26 protein-coding genes and 1 riboswitch are annotated in these 25,296 nt (G+C 57.8%); all 26 genes read right to left on the bottom strand.

Annotation, left to right across the window (positions count from 1 at the left end):
• Positions 1-59: 59 nt before the first annotated feature.
• Positions 60-893: a prephenate dehydrogenase gene (locus ACUVTU_RS01295; RefSeq protein WP_445888152.1), complete on the bottom strand. Its 834-nt coding sequence runs from the start codon at positions 891-893 to the stop codon at positions 60-62.
• Positions 894-1,150: 257 nt separating this feature from the next.
• Positions 1,151-1,972, bottom strand: coding sequence for a 3-deoxy-7-phosphoheptulonate synthase (gene aroF, locus ACUVTU_RS01300; RefSeq protein ID WP_445888153.1), 822 nt, complete (start codon positions 1,970-1,972; stop codon positions 1,151-1,153).
• Between the two features lie 19 nt (positions 1,973-1,991).
• The gene (gene trpA / locus ACUVTU_RS01305) at positions 1,992-2,795 is read right to left on the bottom strand and encodes a tryptophan synthase subunit alpha (RefSeq protein ID WP_445888154.1); all 804 of its coding nucleotides are present in this window, start codon (positions 2,793-2,795) and stop codon (positions 1,992-1,994) included.
• A complete protein-coding gene (trpB, locus tag ACUVTU_RS01310; protein ID WP_445888239.1) occupies positions 2,795-3,985 on the bottom strand; it encodes a tryptophan synthase subunit beta in 1,191 nt (396 codons plus the stop codon). Before trpB ends, trpA begins: the two co-directional genes overlap by 1 nt.
• A complete protein-coding gene (locus ACUVTU_RS01315) occupies positions 3,982-4,581 on the bottom strand; it encodes a phosphoribosylanthranilate isomerase (protein WP_445888155.1) in 600 nt (199 codons plus the stop codon). Before ACUVTU_RS01315 ends, trpB begins: the two co-directional genes overlap by 4 nt.
• Positions 4,550-5,368 (bottom strand): indole-3-glycerol-phosphate synthase, encoded by an 819-nt coding sequence (locus tag ACUVTU_RS01320; protein ID WP_445888156.1) that lies wholly within the window; start codon positions 5,366-5,368, stop codon positions 4,550-4,552. Before ACUVTU_RS01320 ends, ACUVTU_RS01315 begins: the two co-directional genes overlap by 32 nt.
• Entirely contained in the window at positions 5,349-6,413 is a 1,065-nt protein-coding gene (gene trpD / locus ACUVTU_RS01325; protein WP_445888157.1) for an anthranilate phosphoribosyltransferase, read from the bottom strand. The genes ACUVTU_RS01320 and trpD overlap by 20 nt, the downstream gene beginning before the upstream one ends.
• A 19-nt stretch (positions 6,414-6,432) precedes the next feature.
• On the bottom strand, positions 6,433-6,756 hold the full coding sequence (locus tag ACUVTU_RS01330) for an anthranilate synthase component II (RefSeq protein ID WP_445888158.1): 324 nt from the start codon (positions 6,754-6,756) through the stop codon (positions 6,433-6,435).
• Positions 6,753-7,007 carry a glutamine amidotransferase-related protein gene (locus ACUVTU_RS01335; RefSeq protein WP_445888159.1) on the bottom strand — a complete coding sequence of 85 codons (255 nt, stop codon included), beginning with the start codon at positions 7,005-7,007 and terminating at the stop codon, positions 6,753-6,755. The genes ACUVTU_RS01330 and ACUVTU_RS01335 overlap by 4 nt, the downstream gene beginning before the upstream one ends.
• Positions 6,988-8,481: an anthranilate synthase component I family protein gene (locus tag ACUVTU_RS01340; RefSeq protein ID WP_445888160.1), complete on the bottom strand. Its 1,494-nt coding sequence runs from the start codon at positions 8,479-8,481 to the stop codon at positions 6,988-6,990. Before ACUVTU_RS01340 ends, ACUVTU_RS01335 begins: the two co-directional genes overlap by 20 nt.
• A gap of 242 nt (positions 8,482-8,723) precedes the next feature.
• Entirely contained in the window at positions 8,724-10,178 is a 1,455-nt protein-coding gene (locus ACUVTU_RS01345) for a tetratricopeptide repeat protein (RefSeq protein WP_445888161.1), read from the bottom strand.
• Positions 10,179-10,286: 108 nt separating this feature from the next.
• Complete coding sequence (locus tag ACUVTU_RS01350) at positions 10,287-10,706, bottom strand: HutP family protein (protein WP_445888162.1); 420 nt, start codon at positions 10,704-10,706, stop codon at positions 10,287-10,289.
• Between the two features lie 25 nt (positions 10,707-10,731).
• Positions 10,732-11,193 carry a hypothetical protein gene (locus ACUVTU_RS01355; RefSeq protein WP_445888163.1) on the bottom strand — a complete coding sequence of 154 codons (462 nt, stop codon included), beginning with the start codon at positions 11,191-11,193 and terminating at the stop codon, positions 10,732-10,734.
• Between the two features lie 122 nt (positions 11,194-11,315).
• Entirely contained in the window at positions 11,316-12,041 is a 726-nt protein-coding gene (locus ACUVTU_RS01360; RefSeq protein ID WP_445888164.1) for a pseudouridine synthase, read from the bottom strand.
• Between the two features lie 129 nt (positions 12,042-12,170).
• The gene (locus tag ACUVTU_RS01365) at positions 12,171-12,713 is read right to left on the bottom strand and encodes a spore maturation protein (RefSeq protein WP_445888165.1); all 543 of its coding nucleotides are present in this window, start codon (positions 12,711-12,713) and stop codon (positions 12,171-12,173) included.
• A 17-nt stretch (positions 12,714-12,730) separates the two neighbouring features.
• Positions 12,731-13,321 carry a nucleoside recognition domain-containing protein gene (locus ACUVTU_RS01370; protein ID WP_445888166.1) on the bottom strand — a complete coding sequence of 197 codons (591 nt, stop codon included), beginning with the start codon at positions 13,319-13,321 and terminating at the stop codon, positions 12,731-12,733.
• Positions 13,322-13,505: 184 nt separating this feature from the next.
• Complete coding sequence (gene ytfJ, locus ACUVTU_RS01375) at positions 13,506-13,940, bottom strand: GerW family sporulation protein (RefSeq protein ID WP_445888167.1); 435 nt, start codon at positions 13,938-13,940, stop codon at positions 13,506-13,508.
• Between the two features lie 4 nt (positions 13,941-13,944).
• Positions 13,945-14,517 (bottom strand): hypothetical protein, encoded by a 573-nt coding sequence (locus tag ACUVTU_RS01380; protein ID WP_445888168.1) that lies wholly within the window; start codon positions 14,515-14,517, stop codon positions 13,945-13,947.
• 93 nt (positions 14,518-14,610) lie between these two features.
• Positions 14,611-15,582 carry a tryptophan--tRNA ligase gene (trpS, locus tag ACUVTU_RS01385; protein WP_445888169.1) on the bottom strand — a complete coding sequence of 324 codons (972 nt, stop codon included), beginning with the start codon at positions 15,580-15,582 and terminating at the stop codon, positions 14,611-14,613.
• A gap of 45 nt (positions 15,583-15,627) precedes the next feature.
• Entirely contained in the window at positions 15,628-16,263 is a 636-nt protein-coding gene (locus tag ACUVTU_RS01390) for a site-2 protease family protein (protein ID WP_445888170.1), read from the bottom strand.
• 12 nt (positions 16,264-16,275) lie between these two features.
• Complete coding sequence (locus ACUVTU_RS01395; protein ID WP_445888171.1) at positions 16,276-18,903, bottom strand: CBS domain-containing protein; 2,628 nt, start codon at positions 18,901-18,903, stop codon at positions 16,276-16,278.
• 127 nt (positions 18,904-19,030) lie between these two features.
• Complete coding sequence (gene lysA / locus ACUVTU_RS01400; protein WP_445888172.1) at positions 19,031-20,374, bottom strand: diaminopimelate decarboxylase; 1,344 nt, start codon at positions 20,372-20,374, stop codon at positions 19,031-19,033.
• Between the two features lie 183 nt (positions 20,375-20,557).
• Positions 20,558-20,748, bottom strand: a riboswitch (Lysine riboswitch).
• A 109-nt stretch (positions 20,749-20,857) separates the two neighbouring features.
• Positions 20,858-22,216 carry a TrpB-like pyridoxal phosphate-dependent enzyme gene (locus tag ACUVTU_RS01405; protein WP_445888173.1) on the bottom strand — a complete coding sequence of 453 codons (1,359 nt, stop codon included), beginning with the start codon at positions 22,214-22,216 and terminating at the stop codon, positions 20,858-20,860.
• A 116-nt stretch (positions 22,217-22,332) separates the two neighbouring features.
• Positions 22,333-23,076, bottom strand: coding sequence for an epoxyqueuosine reductase (locus tag ACUVTU_RS01410; protein WP_445888174.1), 744 nt, complete (start codon positions 23,074-23,076; stop codon positions 22,333-22,335).
• Positions 23,077-23,197: 121 nt separating this feature from the next.
• Positions 23,198-24,193, bottom strand: a complete 996-nt coding sequence (locus tag ACUVTU_RS01415) for an acyl-CoA dehydratase activase (RefSeq protein ID WP_445888175.1) — start codon at positions 24,191-24,193, stop codon at positions 23,198-23,200.
• On the bottom strand, positions 24,194-25,288 hold the full coding sequence (locus ACUVTU_RS01420) for a CoA protein activase (protein ID WP_445888176.1): 1,095 nt from the start codon (positions 25,286-25,288) through the stop codon (positions 24,194-24,196).
• Positions 25,289-25,296 lie beyond the last annotated feature (8 nt).

Here is a 25,296-nt window from a genome sequence, read left to right on the forward strand (position 1 = left end):
TAAATATCGCAGAATATCAATGGTTTTTAAAAATTTATTTCACGGATTCAGGATAAATATTATCTTGATAACCCGGTCGCAGGCTCAATGGTCTTTGTGTCGTATTCCATCAGGAATTGCCTGGCTTCGTCCAGATAAACCTGCAGCGATTCTTTCTTTCTTTGATCCAACATTTCCTTGAGCCTGGTCAGATGTTGCTGCAACAGGTCTATGGCAGGCAGCAGATAATCCGCGTTGCTCAGCAGGATATCCACCCACAGGTCGCACCGGCCCCGGGCCACTCGTGTGGTGTCGCGCCAGCCGCCGGCAGCCAGGCTGTGCAGCAGCTCCTGTTCTCCGCCGGCCCGTGCTGTACCGGCCAGGCAGGAGGCCACAAGGTGTGGCAGGTGGCTGATCAGGGCTACCGCCCGGTCGTGCTCCGCAGCTTCCAGCAACAACGGCCGACAGCTGAGGGCTTCCAGCAGCTGGAGCAGAGGAGCCGGGACACTTGATCCCCCTCCGGGTGGTACCAGGGCAAAGACTGCCTGTTGGAATAAATCGGGCCGGGCGGCATTGATACCGTTTTTCTCGGAACCGGCCAGCGGATGACCGCCGATAAATGTTCTATCGTCGCCGGGTGGAAAGTAACGGGCCGCCTGCTGCACAATATCGGTCTTGGTGCTGGCAGTATCAATAATGAGAGTACGGGGTGCAGCATAGCGGGCTACTCCGGGCAGCATAGCCAGGGTAGTGCTGACTGGAGTGCAGAGCAGCACCAGGTCGGCAGTAGCTATACCCGGCAGTCCGGACAAAATCTCATCTACTGCGCCCTTGTCTTTGGCGATCTGGCAGGTTACGGGGTCCTGATCATAGCCCGCCACAGTACCCACCAGACCCTGCCGGCGCAGAGCCATTCCCAATGAGCCGCCAATCAGTCCCAGACCTATAATGGCACATTGCTGGAAAAGAATACTACCAGTCCTCCATTCTACAAACAGTTTATTTCCGGCCCGGGAAAAACACAAACACCCCTGTCAGGGGTGTTGAACGGGAGGTCATATTTTCCCCCTGCCGTCCTGCCATACTGACCATACTACCAGACTGCTTAATTCATCATATCACGCCGGGCAAAACCGTGCAACAGGTTTAACCGGTACGGTCCCGGTGGCGATTAAGGCAGGTTTTTGCCCACCGCCGCAGCAATTAGACGCAGTTCTTCCATCAGGCGCTGCATTTCCTGCGGTGTGAGCGATTGAAACCCGTCTGACAGAGCCTGTGCGGGATGGGGATGTACCTCAATCATCAGGCCGTCGGCACCTGCCGCCAGAGCGGCCCTGGCCACTGGCCCCACCAGGGAGGCGCGTCCCGTGCCGTGGCTGGGATCGGCCACTACGGGCAGACAGGTGAGCTCTTTCAAGGCCGGTATGGCGCTTACGTCGAAAGTGTTGCGGGTGTAGGTCTCGAAACTGCGGATACCTCGCTCACAGAGGATAATCTGCCGGTTGCCGGCCGCAGCGATATACTCGGCGGCCCACAGCCATTCCTCCAGGGTGGCCGCCAGGCCTCGTTTGAGCAGTACGGGCTTGTCCTGGCGGCCCACTTCGCTGAGCAGAGCGAAATTCTGCATATTGCGGCTGCCTATTTGGATTACATCTATATATTGATACGCTTTATCCAGTTCACGCACATCGGTAACCTCGGAAATCACGGGCAAACCGGTCAGCTGGCGGGTACGGGCCAGAATTTGCAGGCCTTCCTCGCCCAGTCCCTGAAAGGAATAGGGTGAAGTACGGGGTTTATAGGCGCCGCCGCGCAGCATGTGCACGCCGCATTCCTTCATCTGTCGGCCCAATTCCAGCATCTGGATTTCGCTTTCCACAGCGCAGGGCCCGGCGATCACCACTACATTTCCACCACCAATCGAGCAACCGGCAACCTGAATGATCATATCGGTCTGGCCCGGCCGGCGGGCGACCAGTTTGCAGGAAGCCAATCTACTACCCCCTCGTGTGTCACACTTGTATAGCCCGGCGCATCTGGCAGGCCAGCCGATAAATTGCCGGCGCTGCTGGCGCGGCCTTTTGCTCGCAGTCAGCAATCACTCTGGCCAGAGCGCTGCCCACGATTACCGCCTCAAAGGAACGGGTCAGGCTGGCAGCCTGGTCGGGTGAGGAGATGCCAAATCCGATGGCCAGCGGGATAGGTGAAATCCGCCGCACCGCAGTAATAATTTTCGGCATTATTGTATCAATTTCCTGCCTCAGGCCGGTAACTCCATTAACAGAAAGGCAGTACAGAAAACCGGTACTCTGCTTAACAATACACTCCAACCGTTCCGGCGGGGTGGTGGGGGCCAGAAAGTGTATCAACTCCAGTCCCCGCCCTTGCAGCTGCTCTTTGAGCGGAGCGGCTTCCTCCGGTGGTAGGTCGGGCACAATCAGGCCACTGGCTCCGGCGGCTCCGACATCCCGGGCCAACCCTTCCAGACCGTACTGCAGCACCGGGTTGTAGTAGCTCATGAGCAGCACCGGCAGGTTGGTGCGAGAGGCGATTTTATCCACCACCCGCAGCACGTCCGCTGTTCTGGTTCCCTGCTGCAGCGCCTGCCGGGCAGCTGCCTGCAGCAGAGGCCCGTCAGCCATCGGATCGGAAAAGGGCAGACCAATTTCCAGCAGGTCGGCGCCAGCGTCTGCCAGAATGCCGGCTAGTTCAACAGTAGCATACAGGTTGGGGTAACCGGCCATCAGGAAGGGGAAAAAGCCTTTGCGCCTGCCTTTTTGCAGGTCTTCCAGCAATACGCGAAATTTTTGATTCATTATAACACCTCCCCGCAGTGGCGGGCCACTGTGTTTACATCTTTATCGCCCCGCCCGGAGAGGTTGACCAGGATGGCCTGCCGGCGGTCCATCTGCCGGGCCATCCGGCAGGCTGCCGCCAGAGCATGAGCGCTCTCCAGAGCTGGAATGATCCCTTCGGTACGGCAAAGCAACCGCAAAGCCTCCAATGCCTGTTGATCGGTAACGGCAAAATATTGCACCCGGCCGCACTCTTTTAAATAACTGTGCTCCGGCCCCACTCCGGGGTAATCCAGTCCGGCGGCAATAGAATGGGCTTCCTGCACCTGGCCGTCCTCATCCTGCAGGAGGTAGCTGTAAGAGCCGTGCAGTACTCCCGGGCGGCCCCGCTGCAAGGAGGCGGCGTGCCGGGCGCTGTCCAGGCCACTGCCAGCCGCTTCCACTCCATACAGTTGTACCGGATCATCCAAAAATGCATGAAATATGCCCAGGGCGTTACTGCCTCCCCCCACACAGGCCACCACCGCATCGGGCAGGCGGCCGCACTGCTCCAGCATTTGCCGGCGGGCCTCCTGCCCAATGATGCTTTGCAGCCGGCGCACAATCAATGGGTAGGGATGGGGTCCGGCCGTGGAGCCAACAATATAAAAGGTGTTTTCTACATTGGTTACCCAATCACGCATGGCTTCATTCATGGCATCCTTGAGCGTACAGCTGCCGCTTTTTACCGGTCGAACCTCAGCACCCAGCAGTTGCATGCGGAAAACGTTGAGCTGCTGACGCTCTACATCGATCTGGCCCATATAAACCACGCAATGGAGACCGAAAAGGGCGGCAGCCGTAGCGGCGGCTACACCGTGTTGCCCGGCGCCGGTTTCGGCGATGATTCTCTTTTTGTCCATGCGCCGGGCCAGCAGTGCCTGACCAATGGTATTGTTAATTTTATGGGCGCCGGTGTGGTTGAGATCTTCCCGCTTCAAGTAGATGCTGGCTCCTCCCAGATGTTCGCTCAGCCGGGCGGCATAGTACAGCAGGGAAGGTCGTCCCACATATGTTTGCAGATAATGGGTCAGCTCCCGCTGAAAGCCGGCATCCAGCCAGGCTTGATCAAAGGCCGTGGCCAGTTCGGTAAGGGCGGCAACCAGGGTTTCCGGGACAAACATTCCTCCGTATGCGCCGTAATAACCCCGCTGATCGGGTAGCTGATTTATAAACAATTCCGAGCCCTCCTTATAAATTCCGCAATTTTCTTCGCGTCCTTGCGGCCCCGGCTTTCCACGCCGCTGCTCACATCCACTCCGCTGGCGCCAGTGCCCAGGATGGCGGAACAGACATTTTGTGCCGTTAGCCCACCAGCCAGAATGAAGGGATGGGAAAAGCCGGCCGGGATCATATCCCAGGCAAAGGTCCGGCCGCTTCCCCCGCTGCCACTGTCCAGTAGAATGCGTGCTCCGGCCTGCACATAACGTTCAATATCTGCGGCCGGAAAATGGGGCGTGGTAAGAGAGAACGCCTTGATCACCGGCAGTCCTATCCGCCGGCAGAATTCCGGCGGCTCCTGCCCGTGCAGTTGCACCAGGTCCAGTCCCACCGTTCGGGCCACCGCCCGGATGAAAGGCAGGGGCTGATTGACAAATACGCCAACTTTGCTAATGCCGGGCGGCAGTAATGCCGCCAGGGCCAGGGCTTGCGGTAAAGTAACCCGGCGCCGGGATGGGGCGAACACAAACCCGGCGGCACTGGCCCCGGCCCGGGCTACCGCCTGCACAGCCATTTCATCGACCAGGCCGCAGATTTTCACCCACATTGGACTCACCTCCTGCCCGACCCAGCAGATCGCTCAAAAAGCCGGCCGGATTCCCAGCTGTCATGAGCGCCGTGCCCACCAGCGCCGCGTGTACCGTTACCTGCCCCAGCCGGACCAGATCTGCCGCGCTGCTGATGCCGCTGCCACTGACCACAGTAACCAGCGGATCAACGATGAGCGAGCGCAACCTGAAAACAGTGGTCGGATCCACCTGCATACTGTGCAGGTTGCGGTTGTTGATCAGGATGAACTCTGCTCCGGCCCTCAGGCTGAGGTGCAGTTCTTCCGCCGTGTGCACCTCCACCAGTGCTTCCATCCCCCACCGGGCGGCGGCCGCCATGAGTAAAGGCAGCCTTTCTGCACCCAGCACACCGGCCAGTAGCAGGACGGCGTCGGCTCCCAGGTGGTAGCTGTCCTCAATCTGTTCGGGGGTCAGCAGAAAATCTTTACGCAGGAGAGGTAAATGGCTGGACCGGGCCACCCGCTGCAAAAACAGCGGGTCCCCCTGGAAGAAGTGTTCCTCGGTCAGGACCGAGATACCCCTGGCTCCGCCCTGCTCGTACAGCCGGGCCAGTTCTTCCGGGGAGCGTTTTTGCCCCAGGTGGCCCCGGGCCGGAGCAGCATATTTGATTTCGGCCAGCAAACTCACCTGCCCCGGCTGGCGCAGTGCGGCGCTCAGCGATTGCGGCGGCCTCGGGCGGGACAGCTGTTGCCATTCCCGGTGCTGCTGCCAGTAGCGGGAAGAGGCCAGGTACTGCCTGATCCGTTCAATAATCAGAGGCAGCATTGTCTCCCCCCCCACAAGTTTCGTTTTTGCCCCTCCGACAGAACTGCACCAGACTGTGCAGCTTTTCCAGGGCCCGGCCGCTGTCAATACTGTGCGCTGCCAGCTCCAGGGCTGCCCGGTAGTCCCCGGCTGCCCCGGCCACCAGTATGCCCAGAGCGGCGTTGAGCAGAACAGCCTGGCGGTGCACTCCGGGCCGGCCCTGCAGCACATCCAGCAGCATGGCTGCGGACTGTTCCACACTGTGGCAGCGCAGGCCTTCCAGGGATGGGGCGGCCAGGCCCAGTTCACGGGGCTGCAGTACAAAACTGTTCAGCCTGTCGGGTGTGACCTCGTAAACCAGTGTGGGGTGACAGACCGAGACTTCGTCCAGACCGCGCGGCTGGCCCTGGCCATAAACCAGGAAAGTGCGCCTGGTACCCAGCAGCTGGACTGCCCGGGCCATTTTTTCCAGCAAGGTTTCGCTATATACACCGATTACCTGGCAATTGGCTCCGGCCGGGTTGCACAGCGGTCCCAGAATATTAAATACGGTGCGCACGCCAATCTCCCGCCGTGGCTGGCTGACGTGGGCCATGGCCGGATGCAGCCGGGGAGCGTAAAGAAAGACCAGGCCCACTTCGCGCAAGCAGGCCGCCAGCTGCTCCGCCGAAAGCTCCAGATCCACTCCCAGGTACTCCAACACATCGGCTGAGCCGCATTGGCTGCTCACCGAGCGGTTGCCGTGTTTGGCCACCGCAATGCCGGCCCCGGCTACCACCAGAGCGGCGGCCGTGGAAACATTCATGGTTCCGGCTCCATCCCCGCCGGTGCCACAGGTGTCCACCAGGACCTCATAATTGTGCGCTATGGCAATGGCCCGGCGGCGCATGGCCCGGGCAAAACCTACAATCTCCTCCACGGTTTCTCCCTTCCAGCGCAGGGCCACCAGCAGGGCACCCACCTGGGCCGGGGTGAACTGGCCGCTCATCAGCCCTGTCATCAGCTGTTCGGCCTGTTCCAGGTCTAAATTTCGCCCTTCTACCAGCTGGCCAATCAGTTCCGGCAAGTTATCCCCTCCTTAGATTCTACCTGAGATAAGCCTGCACAAAATTGTGGATCAGTTGCCTGCCGCATTTTGTGAGTACCGACTCGGGGTGAAACTGCACCCCCTCCACCGGATAATGGCGGTGACGAATGCCCATAATTTCACCCCGTCCGGTGACCGCGGTAACCTCCAGCGCTGCCGGCAGGCTGGATGGTTCGATGAGCAGCGAATGGTAGCGCACCACACTGACCACCCGGGGCAGTCCGGCGAATATCCCCCGGCCATCGTGGAAAACCGCTGAGGTCTGGCCGTGCACCGGGCGGGCCGCCCGCACTACCTTTCCGCCAAGCAGGTGACCGATCATCGGTGGCCCAGACAGACACCCAGAATGGGGATTTTATTCAGGGCGATGCGCAGCGCCGCCAGCGTTTCTGGCGCCCCGGCCGGGTGGCCGGGGCCTGGTGAGATCACCAGAGCCCGTGGCCGCAACTGCTCCAGCCAGTCGGCGGGCAGTGCATCGCGGCGGTATACCGCTACTCTTTCCACTCCCGCCTGGTAAAAACAGTGCACCAGATTATAAGTGAAAGAGTCGTAATTATCGATCACCAGCACCACAGTTTGCTTCCTCCCCCAGACAGGTCAGCAGGGCCCCCAGTTTATTCTGGATTTCCCGGTACTCTGCAGCGGGACGGGAATCATAGACCACTCCCGCTCCCGCCCGTACAATCACCCGGTCCCGGCTGAAAACCGCGGTGCGGATGGCAATGGCCGTGTCCAGGTTTTCCGGTGTCGCCCACTGCCAGTAGCCCACCGCGCCGGCATAAACACCCCGGGGGAGCGGTTCCAGCTGCGCGATGATCTGCATGGCCCGCACCTTGGGCGCACCGGTCACGGTTCCGGCCGGGAAACAGGCCTGCAGCACGGCCAGGGGGGATACGCCGGGCAACAATCTGGCCTTAAGTCGTGAGACCAGATGGATGACATGGGAGTACAGTTCCAGTTCCATAAATTTTTCCACCTGCACCGAGCCGGGACAGGCCACCCGGCCCAGATCGTTCCGCCCCAGATCCACCAGCATTAAATGCTCTGCCCTTTCCTTGGGATCATGAAGCAGTTCCCGGGCCAGCCGTTGATCCTCCCCGGGCCTGGTTCCCCGCGGGCGGGTGCCGGCAATGGGGCAGGTGGTGATGTCTTTCCCTCTTACCCTGACCAGCATTTCGGGTGAAGCTCCGGTGATCGTCTGGTCACCCAGGGCCAGGTAGTACATGTAGGGAGAGGGGTTGATTCGGCAAAGCCGTTCGTATACCTGGAGCGGTGGTGCTGCAGGGCAGTATTCCTGCTGCTGGGACAGCACCACCTGGTAGATATCTCCGGCAGCAATGTAGCGGCGCGCAGCTTGAACCATCTGGATCAGCTGCTCCCGCGGTGGGCTGTGCGGTGCAGCCGGTACTGGCCGGAGAAGGTGTTTTGTCCCACCTGCCCCTGAAACGTCCGGCAGGCCACCGCTCAGCAGGGAGCATGCCTCTGCCAGTCGCCGCATTCCCTGCTGATAGGCCTCCCGGGCACCGGGCCGGGTCACCGTGTTGACCACAATGTAGAGCTGCTTTGACGTATGGGCAAAAATAATGACCAGACCGGGCATGATGAAGCGTCCCTGTTCCTCCGCTGGATGGGCCGGCTGTACCGGCACCGGTTCCAGGTGGGCGACCATTTCATAGCCCCACCAGCCCAGCAAACCGCAGTAGAAGGGTACCGGCAGGTCCAGGGGAGCCACCGGATAGCGCTGTTTCAGCTCTTCCAGGATGGTCCAGGGGTTGCCTGCCGCCCGGTACTCCTGAGGGCTGCTCTGCTCCCGCCAGGCCACTCCATCTGGCAATACGCGCAACTGGAGCAGGGGATATGCAGCGATGATGGAATAGCTATCCGGACCGGGTTGGACAGTCTCCAGCAGGCATATTTCCCCGGTTCCGGTCAGGGCCGACAGCACCTGGCGGGGGCTGATGGCGGGTTGGGGAATTACCTGGAGCAATGGAATGAAGTGATAGCGCCCGGCACTGGATAAATAGTGGGTTAAATCGTTATAGTACATATGTTCCCTCCAATAATAATAAAAAACCGGCACCTGTGAGTGCCGGTTTTTTCTACATAACAAGCTCCCGACCGGCTCAATCCGGTACGGGGAATGGCCTGCCACTCCTGGCATTTGCCGGCAATCTCATCTCCACTCGTCTCAGCTCAGCTCGTACTCTATGCAGTTTTCAACATTGCACAAATTAGAAAATTCACACCTTGTTAAAATGATAACCTACTTCTGTTCATCTGTCAATTAATTTATTGGGTCAGATTATTCCACTCCGCCAGTTGCTGCCAGGCCTGGTTAAAACCGGGCCAGCTGTTGCCCTGTCGAATGGCCGCGTACATCTCCTCTCTGGCCCTGTTCAGTTCCCCCAGATATTTGTAGCACAGGGCCAGCCGGTAATGGGCTTCGGCCGGCAGTATCTCTGGCACCAGGTTTTCCGCTGCCTGGTAGGCGCTGACGGCCCGGGCATAATCACCGGCCGCCATCAGGGCGTGGCCGCGCAGAATGTAAAACTGTTCGTTACCGGGGTAGCCGTAGGGCAACTGGAAGGCGCCATCAATGGCCTCCAGTGCTCTTTCCTCCTGGCCGGCCCGGATGTAGGCATCGGCCAGGTAGTAATGAACATAGCGGGCTTCCGGCAGCGTCTTGAGCAACTTGCGGTAATAGCCTACCACCTGGTCGGCAAAATAATCCCGGCAGTCAGTCTGTGGTACAAAACGCCGGCCATCCCAGCTCCAGACTTCGACCATAAAAGTGGGCCCGGTGTCTTTTTGCCAGGTAGCCAGTTCTGAACGGCCATCACCGTTAAAGTCGCCCGTATCCAGCCGGTGATAGAAGTTACTGCCGATCAGTTCCAGCCGATCATCCTGCATACTGTAAACCTGCAACACCGCCCCGGCGGAAACGCCGATGGTACGTCCGATCAGCAAATTGTTGCCCTGTCCGGTTAGATTGACCAGCCGCACCGTATCCAGCGGGAAGGTGTTTTCCTGTTGCCAGATTTTCTGCCACTTTTGGTCCGCCCGGCGAGCAATGATCACACCGTAATTGCCGTCTCCGGTGCGGTAGCTGAGCACCGCTTCCGGTTGTCCGTCGCCGTCCAGGTCACCCTGCTGGATCTCCCGGGGCTCATAGTCGGTAGGCATGAGCGAAACTGGCTGGTACAGCCTGGCCGCAGCGGGAAGCAACCGGACCGGTTCTTCTACCGGAGGACCATCTGTATGCACAGCTTCGCCGGGCAGTAAGCTTATGGTGAAGCCATCTGCCGTTGCCGCAACCTGTCCGCCCAGGATGCGTACCACATCCACCAGGGGTACGTAGAAGGTGCCGTTCTGATCAGCAGGAGCGCTGGCCAGTGCGACCGACTTCCCGTCATACGCCGCCTGACGGGAATTAATTTGCATGGTTAAACAGGTGCCGTGCCACTCCAGAACAATTTGCTTGCTGCCGTTGTAAAAGCGGTAATCCACACCCAGCAGACTGGCCAGATCGGGCAGAGCCATCAGGGGATTGTCTTTATCCCGGTTGTCCACTGGCCAGAGCGGTTGGTATTTTTCCTGCTGGTAATAGAAAGCCGGCGCGCCAGTTTCCGTCTGGTGTCGTGCGGTGGTGGTTTCCCAGTCCGCCCGGACGGGCACCGGCTGCCAGAAACAGGCGGAAAGGAGGAAGAAACCTCCCATCAGGCCGATGAGTTTTCTGCGCCACATTTGGTCCTGTCACTCCCCGGTTGGTGGCAACTAACCTTTACCACCATATATGCTATTTTAAATGACGCCTTTAACTACATATTTGTTCCGGGGAAGCAAACTTTTTTGTCAGGAGGAAACAGCCCGGTGCCCCAGGCCAACGGCCACTTCGTCCAGGTGTAACAGGCCCACACCGAAAAACACGGCCACAATAACATGATCGTTTTGCCGGGCGATGCCAATTTTACCCCCCACATTCAGGCCGAAGGCTTTGGTCAGTACCTGGCTCAAGGCTTCACGCGCTGCTCCGGCAACCGCTCCCTCCTCGGCGTGCACATCGCGGATTACCCCTTCCCGCTTGGCCGCCACCACCGCCCTCTCCACGATTCTAGCAATGGAGGCAGCAAAATCCCCGCCGTAATCCACCGCAGCCGTTTTGATCCCTTCCCGGGCAAACATGGCTTTGAGTTGCTTCTCCTGTTCCCGATCCTCGCTCAGAGCCATCTCCAGCGCCACCCGGGCCACTTTTCTACTGCCCTGTAAGGCCACACTCACAACCTCCCGCCGGTATATTTCAACGCAAGTTATACTTGCGTTCCAGGTAATTTCGATAATGGCGCATTTCCTCCGATAGCCGGAAAAAAAGCCGTTCCAGTTCATAACGGGAAACCATTAACTGTGGTGGTGACAGGATCTCGATTTTGCGAAAATCTTCCCGGGTCACCAGCTTGAGCAGTTCCTCCACACTGTCGGCCGATACGTCCAGTACGACCGGTGCGTAGGCACACTCGGCATTACTCACATCATCAAAAACCGTATACACTTCCATGCCCAGATCGATATCGTTGATGGTCAGCCCTTGAATGGGAATATTGCGAAACATGGCCACATTGTATTCCCGGGCTTCTTCAGCCGCCTTTTCAATGGACTTGCCGCCGAAAATCCGGCGGGACCGGGCAGTTCCTTTAAAGTCCAGCCGGATACGGGCGCGAATCTTGCTGCTGGCCGGCCCTTCGACAGCCTGGTAATCGGACAATAGTTACACCTCCGTAAAATCTGCAGCGTGATATTTGTCTGCCGCCAAGCACTTAGCGCGATGCACTGCAGAATTAACTTCTGTTACCCGTACATATTTCGCTCTGGCAGTACCATTTCCTGCTATAATAAGCGCGCAGCAGCCAGCAATGCTCTAATTTCGTGATTCTTCAACTCCCGGAACTCCCCGGCCTTCATCTTGCCCAGATTCAAGGGGCCAAAACGGATTCGCTTCAGGCGCAGCACCGGGTGGCCGATGGCCTCGCACATGCGCCGCACCTGGCGGTTGCGCCCTTCGTGTATGGTGATTTCCAGCAGGGCGTTGCCGTTTAAAACGTCAATCAGTCCGACTGTGGCCGGTGCGGTCAGACCGTCCGCCAGCTCAATGCCCTGGGCCAGCTGTTCCAGAGACCGCCAGGACGGTATGCCCTGCACCCTGACCCGGTAAGTCTTGGAAACCTTGCTGGACGGGTGGGTGAGCGCCCGGGTCAGCGCCCCGTCATTGGTCAGGAGAAGCAGCCCTTCGCTATCGTAATCCAGTCGGCCCACGGGGTAGATCCGCTGTTTTACGTCCGGTAACAGGTCGGTCACCAGCTTGCGACCGGCCGGATCGGCCACGGCGGACAGGTAACCGCGCGGCTTGTAGAGCATGTAGTAAACCTTTTTTTTCGGTTGCCGAAGCAGGCGGCCGTTGACCACCACCACGTCCTTACCCGGTCTAATCCGGGTGCCCGGTTCGGTGACTACCCGGCCATTGACTTTCACCTGCCCGTCAGCGATCAATTGCTCACAGTGGCGGCGGGAAGCCACCCCGCAGCGGGCCATGAATTTCTGCAGCCTTTCTTCCATATGCGGTCACTCCAAAGCGACATTTATCCTTGAGCATTTTAACATATTTTACCGCAAGAAGCCAAAACAAAACCACCCGAAAGCAAAATAATGCCTTCGGGTGAAAGGTACTATGACGGCAAAGTGGCTTTATCCAGCGGCGGTATAAGTCAATCTTACTACCAGAAGTGAGGCCAGCAGGGTGATCAGGTCGGCGGCCAGGCCGGTGTAAACGGCGTAGCGATAGCGCACTATACCCACCGACCCAAAATAGAGAGTGAGCACATAAAAAGTAGTATCCGAGGTGCCCTGCATGGTGGAAACCAGCAGGCCCAGGAAACTGTCCGGACCGTAGCGAGCAATGATATCGGTGGCAATGCCCAGGGCTGCGCCACCGGACAGAGGGCGCATAATGGCATGGGGTAACAGTTCGGGAGGCAGACCCATCCAGGATAGCCAGGGAGCCAGGGACCGGGCCATAAGTTGCATGGCTCCGGAGGCACGGAAAATATGGATGGCCACCAGCATGGCTACCAGGTAGGGGATGGTACGTACCGCTGTACTGAAGCCCTGCTCGGCACCGGCCACAAACACCTCGAAAACGTTAACCCGCCTGAGCCAGGCCACCAGCAGTACCAGGGCCATCAGGCCGGGTACCACCCAGCGGGATAGTTGATTGAGCAATTCAAACATAGATGATACTCCCTGTCCTAGGCTGTGTGTCTGTAGATACGCCGGAATATTTTATCCAGAATAATGGCACCGGTCATGCCGCAGGCCGTGGCCAGAATGGTGGTGCCCACTATGGCGGTGGGATCGGTCGAACCGTGCATGGCCCGAATGCCGATAATGGTGCTGGGAACGATGGTGATGCAGGAGGTGTTCAATGCCAGGAAGGTGCACATGGATTTGCTGGCGGTACGGGGATCACCGTGGTTTAAGCGCTGCATTTCCTGCATGGCAACCAGTCCCATGGGCGTGGCCGCGTTGCCCAGGCCCAGAATGTTGGCACTCAAATTGAGGATGATCGCCCCCATGGCCGGATGCCGGCGGGGTATTTCCGGAAAAAGCCAACGGATCAGCGGTGACAGCAACCAGGCCAGGGCTTGTACCAAACCGGCCGCTTCAGCTACCTTCATCAGGCCCAGCCAGAAAGAAATGATGGCGATCAGCCCCAGAGAGGTTTTGACACCCTGAGCTGCTCCTTCCAGGGCGGCCTGGGTGACCACCTGAATGTTGTTCTGCCAGCCGGCCACAGCAATGCCGATCAGGATCATGGCCAGCCAGATCAAGTTCACCATTGTCCCTGCCCCCTCGCCAGGTCAGGATGGTTCTGCCAGCTGTTGGACTGGCTGTGTTGAATATGTATGCGGTTCTGTCTCGACATATTCCCGTAAAGGTTTTTTATAGACGTCGGAAAAATCAAAGGCGAACGCTCCGCCAGCGCTCGCCATAAACCATGGTCAATATTTAGCACACACCCTTTCAGGTGATTGCCGGATGCTGTTCCTGCTGGGGTTGCGCCGGACGGGAACCGCACAGTCCCTGCAGCTGATTGATGAACTGCGGAGCTACATCCAGCAGGCGATCGTAGATGGCGTTGTGACCCACGGATAAAAACCGCACCTGTCCTTTGTTCACCACCAGAAAACCCACCGGGTGCACCACTACTCCACCACCACTGCCTCCCCCGAAACCGGGAGCTTCTCCGGACTGGTTCTGCTTTTCCTGGCCCGGTCCGGGCTGGCAGTTGTACTCTCCGCCTCCCGCCCCGAAGCCGCAGGCCACGCGGGAAACCGGAATGATCACGGTTCCGTCCGGTGTTTCCACCGGATCACCCACCACAGTGTTCACATCAATCATCTGCTTGATGCTTTCCATGGCTGTTTTCATCAAATTTTCTATGGGATGTTCGGACACCTCGTTACCCCCTCCTTCCTGTTGTTTGCCGGATACTGGCAGTTGTTTTACGCCATTGCCAGCCTGTACGGATAATATTTGCCAGGCTGGCCTTGAATATGCAACTGGCCTGCAGGGTAAAGCAATTTACAGTAAATACCGGGTATAAGGAGAAGGTGAAACGGCAACCGGTCAGTCCTGTCCAGCTGCTCACCAGCTGTTTGATGGTCTGGTGACCGGCGCAATAGAGGGCGTACAACCAGCCGGTCAGATCCGGATGATTTACCAGGCCCAGAGTACAGCTGACGTGCAATTCTTTGATCGATACCCGGGGATAGACGGTGGTCCAGAGCTGGCGGCTCAGGCGGTGCATTATGTTCAGTTCATTCCCGCGGTTGCCGTCTCCCTCAGGACCGGCAGTTCGGGATGGCAGGTTGATGATGATTTTTTTTCTCCACCCTCCCGGCAGGCGCAGAACCACCTCTGCCTGCACGCCCTGCAGAAAGAGTTGGATCTGAAAGCGAGAAGGGATAAACAGCAAGCCGGCGATAATGACCAGTACTGCCCCGGCGATGAGCAGCCCCGCTTTGACCACCACATTTCACACTCCCGGTATAGTTTTCCACCCCGGCCCGGCCCTATACCGGGGAAAGAAAAAAGCTGCTCCTTACAGCAGAGCAGCCTGACAGCTTTAATTCCAGTAATCCAGGCCCACGTTGTGGCGGGCTTTTTCCAGATAAACGGCAGCCACCCGGCGGGCTTTTTGTGCCCCCTGGCGCAACACCTCCAGAACGGTATCCCTTTCTTTGATCAGCTGTTCCCGCTTCCGGCGGTAAGGAGCAAAGTACTCCCAGATCACGGCAAACAGTTCTTTTTTCACCTCACCGTACTTCAAGCCCGGGGTCAGGAAGCGTTCTTTCAACTCCTCCCGCCCCTGCTGGTCCAGGAACAGGCAGTATATATCAAAAAGGATATTACCCTCAATGGGTTTGGGCTGATCCACCGGAGTGGGGTCGGTCTTGATGCGCATGATCTTTTCCCGCAGGGTTTGCTCGTCGGCAAATATTTCTATGGTGTTATCATAGGACTTGGACATTTTCAGCCCGTCGATTCCCGGAATAGTGGCTACATCTTCCTCAATATCGGGCTCGGGAATGACAAAAGTTTCACCGTAGGTGTGGTTGAAGCGCAGGGCAATATCGCGGGCCACCTCCAGATGCTGCTTCTGGTCCTTGCCTACCGGCACTTTATCCGCGCCGTAAAGCAGGATGTCGGCGGCCATCAATACGGGATAGGCAAAGAGGCCGTGGTTGGCCGGGATGCCCTTGGCCAGCTTGTCCTTGTAAGAATGACAGCGTTCCAGCAATCCCATGCCGGTAACATTGGACAGCAGCCAGGTCAGTTCGGTCACTTCGGGCACATCGGACTGCACCCAGAAGACCGACTTTTCAGGATCGAGCCCCAGGGCCAAAAAATCGCAGGCAGCCTCAAAGGTGCGCTGGCGCAGGGCATCGCCGTCAAAAACCGAGGTCAGGGCGTGGTAGTTTACCAGAAAACAAAATAGTTCATTGTTTTCCTGGTATTCGATCATCCGCTTCATCATGGCAAAATAATTGCCGATGTGCAGATTGCCCGAAGGTTGAATACCGGAGAGTACACGCATGTTTTAGCTCCTTTCCTGATGGGAATAAATTCATACCGGTGGTCATTACGTCACCATGCCGGCAATGTACTGAGCGAAATTGATCATCAGCCGCAGTACCGGCAGAATGATGATTTGCAGCACACGTCCCAGTATACCTGTAAACAGTAACAAGAGCAGGACAATGGTGCCGTACTGTTCCAACTGCCACAGCCACTCCTGCCGGCCGGGCAGCAGGCCGGCCAAAATTTTGGAGCCATCCAGGGGTGGTACCGGCAGCAGGTTGAATATGGCCAGCACTACATTGATGGTGACCATCTGGAGCATGACGTCCTGCAGATATGGCCAGCGCCACAGGCCCAGCCCCAGCAGTACGGCTGCCAGCAGGGCCACCAGCAGGTTGGTGGCCGGACCGGCCAGCGCTACCAGCAGCATGCCGCGCCGCCGGTCGCCGTACATGTGAAAGGGGTTAACAGGTACCGGTTTGGCCCACCCAAAGCCGGCTATGAACAGAAGCAGCAGCCCCACCGGATCAATGTGGGCCAGCGGATTAAGCGTCAGGCGGCCTGCCTGCCGGGCGGTGTTGTCGCCCAGCATGTAGGCAGCCCAGCCGTGGGCGAATTCGTGCATGGTTAGACCCACCACAATGGCCGGCAGCATGACGGCCAGCTCGCTCAGGCTGGGAAAATGGATATTGAACAATCTTTTCTCCCCCTAGTCCGTACTGGCCAGTCCCAAAAACTGCTTTAAAAACTGTTTTTCTTCCTCCTCACTGGTTACCCGGTTATCCAGCCGGGCCTGCCAGAGGGCCTGCAGGGCCTGGCGGTAGATTGGACCGGGCTTTATGCCCAGCTGCCGGATATACTTGCCGTCCAGCCGGGGCTTATTGTATTCAATGGCAGTAAGAATGCGCCGCAGGCGCTGGTGCATCCATTCTTCATCCAGCACAGCCAGCAGGAGCGGGTAGGACTCCCGGGGCAGGGACATAATCGACTGGGCCAGCTGGCCCAGGTTACCTTCTTCGGGTGTGCGCCAAACTTCGGACAGCACATCGCCCCACCTGTCCAGGGTAACCAGTATTTTCTCGGTCTGGCGTTTGTTTAAATTGTAACGGCGGCAGATCTGCAGGGCAGTTTCCTCATCCGACCAGTGCAGAATGGCAATCATGTAGGGCAGCCATTGCTCGGCCGGCAAGGGGCAGTCCCACTCCTCCAGCATCTCGATGGCCTGGTGCAGATTGTTCAACACGGGCTGTACTTCCCAGTAGGTAACCCCGGGGAAAACCTGGGGCCAGATCTGCAGCGAGTTGAGACGGGCCAGCATTTTGCCGGCGGCCGGTTCCAGCATGATGTGGTACAGTTCATCCCAGATGCGCTCGCGGGAGACCCGGTCCAGCATGTTTTGCCGCACAGCTTCTTTTAATAGATTCAGGGTTTGAGGTTCGATGTTCATGCCATAGCGCTGTTCAAAACGCACTGCCCGCAGGATGCGCGTGGGGTCTTCAATGAAGCTCAGATTGTAGAGCACCCGGATCTGACCAAACTGCAGATCCTCCCGCCCGCCGAAAAAGTCGATCAGTTCGCCAAAACGCTCGGTATTCAGAGCGACGGCCATGGCATTGATCGTGAAGTCGCGGCGGTACAGATCCTGCCTGATGGATGAAGTTTCCACCCGGGGCAGGGCGGCCGGATATTCGTAGTATTCCACCCGGGCGGTGGCCACATCAATTTTAAAACCGTCTTTGAATACCAGCTCGGCGGTGCCAAACTTTTCATGTGTTCGCACTTTGACACCAATTTGATGACCCAGCGTGCGGGCAAAGGTGATTCCGTCCCCTTCCACCACCAGGTCAATGTCCAGATTGCCGTATCCGATTAACAGGTCGCGCACCACACCTCCGGCAGCATATAACTGGTAACCCAGTTCCTCAGCCAATTCCCCGGCGGTCTGCAAAAGGTCCCAGGTTTCCGGAGCCAGACCTTTGCGCAGGTACTCGCTAACATTGAGCTGCGGTCGGATGGGCGAAACGTAGACGGTTTTGACCGGCTTTTTCACCTCGGCGTGGTGCAGGGTCTTCAGCACATCGGTACGGGAGACAATGCCCAGCAGCCGCCCTTCCTGCACCACCGGCACCCGTCCGATGTCATTTTCAATCATTAATTCGCGCAACTCGGAAACCGGCATATTGGGTCCCACGGTAATGACATTGGTAGTCATAAAACCCTTCACCGGAGCGTGACCCAGACCGTGCCGGTGGGCCTTCTCCACATCGCGGCGGGAAATCACCCCCACCACTTCCAGTCCCTGTACTACCGGCAAACCGGTGTGTCCATAGCGCATCATCACCTGATTGGCTTCGGCAATGGTGGTTTCCGGGAAAACCGTTTTGACCGGTGCGGACATGATATCGGCTGCCGCCAGGGGCGGGCGGACTTTTTCCTGCATGATGCGCACAATCTTTTCCGCAATTTCGTTGATATCGCCCTTCTTCACCGTGGCCGAAGCAGCACCGGGATGTCCGCCGCCCATAAAAGGGGCCAGAATCTCCGCCACATTGACCTCGCTCACATTGCTGCGACCCACAATATGCACCCGGTCTTCCATATGGACAACAGTAAAAATTACATCCAGGCGTTCAATTTCCGAAATGGTGTGGGTGAGCATAGCCAGACCCACCACAAACTCCGGACAGCTGGCCCGGGCGATCAGCACCTTGCAGCCGTTGATCACGTGGCGCTCGGCCGACATGAGTAGCTGGCGCAGCAGGGCTTTCTGCTCGTCAGTCATGGGACGCCCCAGAAATTCCGCTACCACAGACAGGTTGGCTCCATTTTCCAGCAGATAAGCCACCGCCTGCACATCGCGGGGCGTGGTGCTGGTAAAGAGCAACGAGCCGGTATCGCCATAAATACCCAGGGCAAAAATGGTGGCCTCCAGCGGAGAGATGGTGAGAGAACGGCGGCGAATGTTTTCCACCAGCAGGGTGACAGTGGCTCCCACACTTTCCACTACTTCCACACTGCCCCGCACATCACCCTCCGCCCAGGGATGGTGGTCGTAGATATGTATCTCCAAAGCTTTGTTTTGCAGAATTTCGGCCAGTTTGCCAATGCGGCGCGGGTTTTTGGTATCCACCAGGATGAGGCGCTGTACCCTGTTTAGAGGAATGCTTTTGATGTCCTTGATCTCAAAGATGTCTTTATGCAGAGACATGAACTCTTCCACGTTGCGGGAGAGCTTGCCCGGAAAAACCAGCACTGCTTCCGGGTACAACTTTTGCGCGGCAACCATGGAAGCCAGTGCATCCAGATCGGTGTTGGTGTGGGCCGTGATTATTTCCAAACTGTTCTGCTGCCCCCTTTGCCGCCAGTCGAAATTTGTTAACTTATATATTCTACCAGATTGCTCCGGGCAGTGTAAATATTGCCTCCCAGACAAACAGCCTGTACCACGCGGTACAGGCTGTGTTTTAACGCCAGGCGGCCATGTGCAGCAATTTACCCTGCTGCAATCGCTCCGGGATTCGGTCGTTGCGGATTAAATCGGCGTAGGTTTCTCGCTCCAGGATCAGGTCGGCCTTCCCGTTGTGTACCAGCACCATGGCCGGCCGGGGCAGGCGGTTGTAATTCATGGACATGGTGTAGTTATAGGCGCCGGTACAACTGACCAGCAGGATGTCCCCGGTTTCCACCCGGGGCAGCTCGATGTCCCAGATCAGCATGTCTCCTGATTCGCAGCATTTCCCGGCTATAGATACCTTCTCTTCGGCCGGCCAATCCATCTTATTGGCCAGGCAGGCTTCGTAACGGGACTGGTACAGGGCCGGGCGAGGGTTGTCACCCATTCCGCCATCCACGGCCACATACTTGCGAACGCCGGGAATGTCCTTGATCGCCCCCACGGTGTAAACCGTGGATCCGGCCGGGCCGCTGATGGAGCGCCCCGGCTCCACCAGTAGAGTAGGAACGGGCATCTCATACTGATGGGCTTTTTCTTGGAGCGCCTCTATCACACTGTCGGCGTAAACTTGCACTGGTTGGGGCGCATCGCCGGCTACATAGTATATGCCCAGGCCGCCGCCCAGATCCAGCTCGGCGGGCATCCAGCCGGTTTCCCCTTTCATCTGTCCAGCAAAGTCCATCATTACCCGGGCGGCGTGGATATAAGATTCCAGCTCGAAGATCTGTGAACCGATATGGCAGTGCAGTCCCACCAGGTCGATATGCGGGCAGTTCAGAGCTTCCCGTACGCCTGCTGCCGCCTGCCCGGTTTGAATGGCCAGGCCGAACTTGCTGTCAATCTGGCCGGTCTTGATGTACTCGTGGGTGTGAGCCTCTATACCCGGGGTGATGCGCAGGATGACCCTGGCCAGCACGTCCTTTTCTCCGGCCAGCTGGTTCAAAAGGTGTAGCTCATAAAGATTATCTACCATGAAGCGGCCCACACCGGCCTCCAGGGCCATCTGCAGTTCGGCAGGCGACTTGTTGTTGCCGTGGAAGTAGACCCTTTCCATGGGAAAGCCAGCTTTGAGCGCTGTGTACAGCTCACCGCCGGACACCACGTCCAGGCCAAGGCCTTCTTCCTGGACTATTTTACAGATGGCCAGAGTGAGCAGAGTCTTGGCTGCATAAATGACCCGGGCGCCATAGCGTTCGGTAAAGGCCCGGTAATACTGGCGGCAGTTATCACGAAAGCAGGCTTCGTCTATTATATAAAGCGGTGTGCCAAACTGGCGGGCCAGTTCCACCACGTCACAACCGCCAATATACAGGTGGCCGTCGGCCCCTGCCTGCATGGTACCTTGCAGCTTCATCGCTTTGTATTACCTCCTGGATGGTAGTGTCATGGACTGGTTACCATGAAGAAACCAGGCCAAGAGCAGCGTAGCCCGCCCGTTTGAATGCCGGCACAGGTCTTGCTGCTCCAAACAAAAAGCGGCCAACAAATAATATATGCATGGCCGCTGGAACAGGCAATACCAATCCCCTCCTCCCCGCGGTGAGATAGCACTCCACTCCCGGCCGGGACAGCCGGGGGTGACAGTCCGACACCTGTTCGATGCCGGCCCAGTACAACAGCCGCAGCAGGACAGCTGTTGCACTTCGGCGGACGGCCCTTTCCCGCGGGTTCATTCTCCTGCAGACATCCCCCGCAGTACTCTTGCCGGTCCGCGCCTCTACCCCACCCCCCTGCGGAGATGAGGTACACCCTATGCAATTTGTCATAATTTTAACATGTGCTGCAACCAGGTGTCAATCAAATGCCGGCGCGGCTTCTTTCCAACATTTCGGCAGTTTTACTCCACCCGGGGCAACCGGTGCAAGGCCTTTTGCAGATCTTCTTCGGGCAGCGGGTAGTCTTCCAGTTTGCCCGCCATAAACAGGTCGTAGGACGGCAGATCCAGCAGTCCATGGCCGCTCATGTTAAACAGAATCACCCGGCTCTCCCCCGCCTCCCGGGCCGCCAGGGCTTCTTCAATAGCCGCCTGCACGGCGTGAGCCGATTCGGGAGCGGGCAGGATCCCTTCGCAGCGGGCAAAGAGAGTGGCCCCCTGGAAGATGGCTGTCTGCCCCAGCGCGCGGGCTTCGGCCAGCCCCTGGTGTACCAGCAAACTGACCAGAGGAGAGTCTCCGTGATAGCGCAGCCCGCCGGCATGGATGCCCGGTGGCATGAAATTGGCCCCCAGGGTATACATCTGCACCACCGGCGCCAGGCCGGCCACATCGCCGTAGTCGTAGGCAAATTTACCCCTGGTGAGCGTGGGACAGGATACCGGCTCTACCGCTAATAGCCGTACCCGGGCGTTGTGTACCAGTTTGTCATGGGCAAAGGGAAAAGCCAGGCCGGCAAAGTTGCTCCCGCCACCGCAGCAGCCGATGACTACGTCGGGGTAGTAACCGGCCTTGGCCATCTGAACTCTGGCTTCCAGGCCAATCACGGTCTGGTGCAGGCAGACGTGGTTGAGCACACTGCCCAGGGCGTAGTTGGTGTCGGACCGTCCGGCCGCATCTTCCACCGCCTCGCTGATGGCAATACCCAGGCTGCCCAGCGAGTCCGGGTCCTGCTCTAAAATGCGCCGGCCGGCGTCAGTGTGTTCGCTGGGTGAAGCAATAACAGTGGAACCGAAAATCTCCATCAGGGAGCGCCGGTAAGGCTTCTGGTTATAGCTTACTTTTACCATGTATACAGTACACTCCAGGCCAAAGAAGGTACAGGCCTGGGACAGGGCAATGCCCCACTGTCCGGCACCGGTCTCGGTGGCCAGCCTCTTGATGCCGGCCTTTTTATTATAATAGGCCTGGGGTACCGAAGTGTTGAGCTTGTGGCTACCGGCCGGGCTGACCCCTTCGTACTTGAAGAAGATTTTGGCCGGAGTATCCAGCACCTGCTCCAGCTTTTTAGCCCGATAGAGGGGCGAAGGCCGCCAGATTTTATATATTTCCTGTACTTCTTCCGGTATTTCAATCCAGCGCTCGGTGCTCACTTCCTGAGCAATCAGATCGGGTGGGAAGATAGCCGACAGTTCTTCCGGCGTAACCGGCTGCAGCGTGGCTGGATTGAGGGGTGGCGGGGGCAGTTCGGGCAGGTCGGCCTGGATATTGTACCAGGCCCGGGGCATTTCACTTTCGGTGAGCAGAATTTTTCTCTCACTCATCTCGGCTGATTCTCCTCTCTTCTGGGAAATCTTCTATGGTGAATACAAACATAAAATAATTCTAATTAATTAATTGCGATCAGTCAATAAAATTTGCCGTGATCAACACGGCACAGTCAGTGCTGGTAGCAGGCACAGGGGCCGGTGGCACATTTGCCGCAAACATCACAGAGGCTTAAATCCCGGTAGTGGGCATCCACCTCCAGAAGATGAATGTAGCAGAGTTTTTTGTTCAACCCCTGCGCGGTTAGTGCGCCGGTGGGGCAGGTTTTGACACATACCTGGCAGGTGCCCTTTCTTTTGTACTGGCAATATTCCTGCTCCGGGCGCTGGGTAACCGGCAGTTCACAATCCAGAACTATACTGCCCAGTCGCCCGGCACAGCCGGCGGCTGTGATCAGCATATGGTGCAGTCCGAAGGTACCCAGGCCGCAAATATAGGCAACGTGTTTGTGCGACCAGAAAGAGACCAGCTTTTCCGGATCGAAGTTGTGGGTGGGTTTCTGCCAGGCGGCCCTGATGCCGCGGTTGGCCAGGTGAGCGGCCAGCATGGCGCAGATATGTTCGATTAACTGGTTGGTGACAATGTAGGCTTCCGCCCAGCTGCGCGCCACATACGGGTGGTTTTTATTTTCCAGTACCAGTTCCCGGCGGAAAGGCACAAAAAAGGCCACCACACTGCGCGCTTCGGGCAGAATGTCCCGGGGCAGCAGATGCCCCGGTCCCACCAGTTCTCGGAGACGGGCAAACAAAGGGTCATCTGCGCTAGCCACTCCGACCAGCGGCGTACTGTACAGCGGATGCGGGCTGCTTTGCACCAGTTCAGCAATCAGATTGTGTATATCCTGCAAAAGGTACATGATCACCTTCACCTCTCATCTGATGATTCGATTGCTTATTTTCAGCGGAAAAATATTTTCCTAAAACAACATTCTCCCTGTAGTTTGATTTTCCTCCGGGTACAAAAAAATCAGCTGTTTTTCAGCTGATTTTTTCCATTTCTTGTTCCTGGCCGGTTTGATCCAGTTCCTGGGACCAGCGGCCGCAGCGATCACCCCAGCGGGCGATGATCTGCCCTTCTTCCCGGATCTCGACAATTTCGCAGCTATTGGGGCAGCCGGAGCAGGAAAAGCCGCCGGTGGCAAAGCTGTGCTGGGCCACCTGGAAACCTTTGAACCGGCTGGGTATGCCGGTCAGAGCGTGTTCTGCCGCCAGCAGGGCCGCTCCCACCGCTCCCATGACGTGATAGTTGGGCGGTACGATGATTTTTTCACCCAGAATTTCAGCAAAAGCCTGGCGCATGCCCGCATTGGCCGCCACCCCTCCCTGAAAGACAATGGGAGACAGCAGCGGTTTGCCCTTGGCCACATTGTTCAGATAGTTGCGCACCAGAGCCCGGCAGAGACCGGCCACAATATCGGCCAGGCTGTGTCCCATCTGCTGCTTATGGATCATGTCCGACTCGGCAAAGACTGCACAGCGGCCGGCTATGCGCACGGGAGAAACAGCTTGCAGAGCCAGTTCACCAAACTGATCCACGGGCAGGTTAAGCCGGGCGGCCTGCTGATCCAAAAAAGAGCCTGTTCCCGCGGCGCAGACCGTGTTCATGGCAAAATCTATCACCAGACCGTGACGCAAAATAATCAGTTTGGAATCCTGACCACCTATTTCCAGCACGGTCTGCACACCGGGGACCGCAGCGCTGGCTGCCACGGCGTGGGCGGTGATTTCGTTCTTGACCACATCGGCACCCACCATCACGCCGGCCAGATGCCGCCCGCTGCCCGTCGTTCCCACACCTCGCACAACAGTTTTGGGCGGGAGCAACCGGGCCATTTGCTGCAACCCTTCCTGCAGAGTTTTCAGAGGGCGCCCCTGGGTGCGCAGGTACAGAACCTGCCGCACCACCCGGTCGTCATCCAGGAATACCAGGTTGGTACTCACCGAACCCACATCAATTCCCAGAAACCCTTTCATTCAGGCTAACGCTCCTTTACTTCTTTTTTGCCTGGCCAGCAGATCCACAAAGGCCTCCAGGCGGGTTTGCACACCGGCAGCCCCCGAATGTTCATCCACAATCAGGCTCATTACAGGCATACCCGTGTCCTGACTGACCCGGGGCAGTATGCCCATAGCCACAATTTCCGGCATGCAGGTAAATGGCAATACATGAATAGCTCCGTCATAACCCTGGCCGGCGTAGTATACCGCACTGCCCACACTTTCCTGACCGTGCCCTCCCACAAAATGTGCCAGGTAGGGCAGGGCAGCCTGATGAAAGGCCTTGCTGCTGCGCATGCCTCGCACCAGTCCCAGAAAGAGATGATCATTAATCCATTCCGAAAGGTAGATGGAACGGTCCACCTCTACACCCATCTCGCCCAGCCTTTTTTCCAGCTCCAGGTTGGCAAAAGGCTCCAGCAGGGTGTAAATCTCCCCGATCAGGGCTACCCGCAGCACCGGCCGGTGTACAGTGGGTACCTCCTCCAAAAGTTGCCAGGCTCGCTGCCGGGCCTCCTCCAGTTCTTCCCAGTTACTGGCCGCATCCAGTATGCTCAGGGCCGCCTGTAGAGCCTGTTCGGTAGCTCCCCGTCGTTTTTCCCGCGGGCGCAGGTAAAAAGCTTTTTTCTCCAGGCGATCAACCAGGCAGGCTTTGCGAAAACCAAAACGGATGCCCTGCATGACCTGCCACCAGGATTTCTGACCGGTGATGTACTTGATTCTCTGGAGAAGTTCTCCGATATGTTTTTCCGGCGGTTCCATGACCACCAGATGGTAGTCGTAGCCCAGGTCGCGCAGGATAACATGTTCCACCTGGGCATAGTAGCCAAAACGGCACGGACCGCAGCCACCGGCCATAACAATGGTGTCCGCTCCCATCTCCCGGGCCTGGATGAAATTGCCCAGGTTCAGTTTGAGAGGCAGACAGGCAAATTCAGGAGCCCACTTGGCTCCTGCCTGGAGAGCCTGTTTGTTGCACGGTGGCGGTACTACCACCGGCACCCCCAGATATGTGAGCATGGCTTTCAGACTGATCCACAGATTACCCATATGCGGAAAAGTGACCCGCATCTTTTATC

Source organism: Desulfurispora sp. (genome assembly GCF_052744395.1).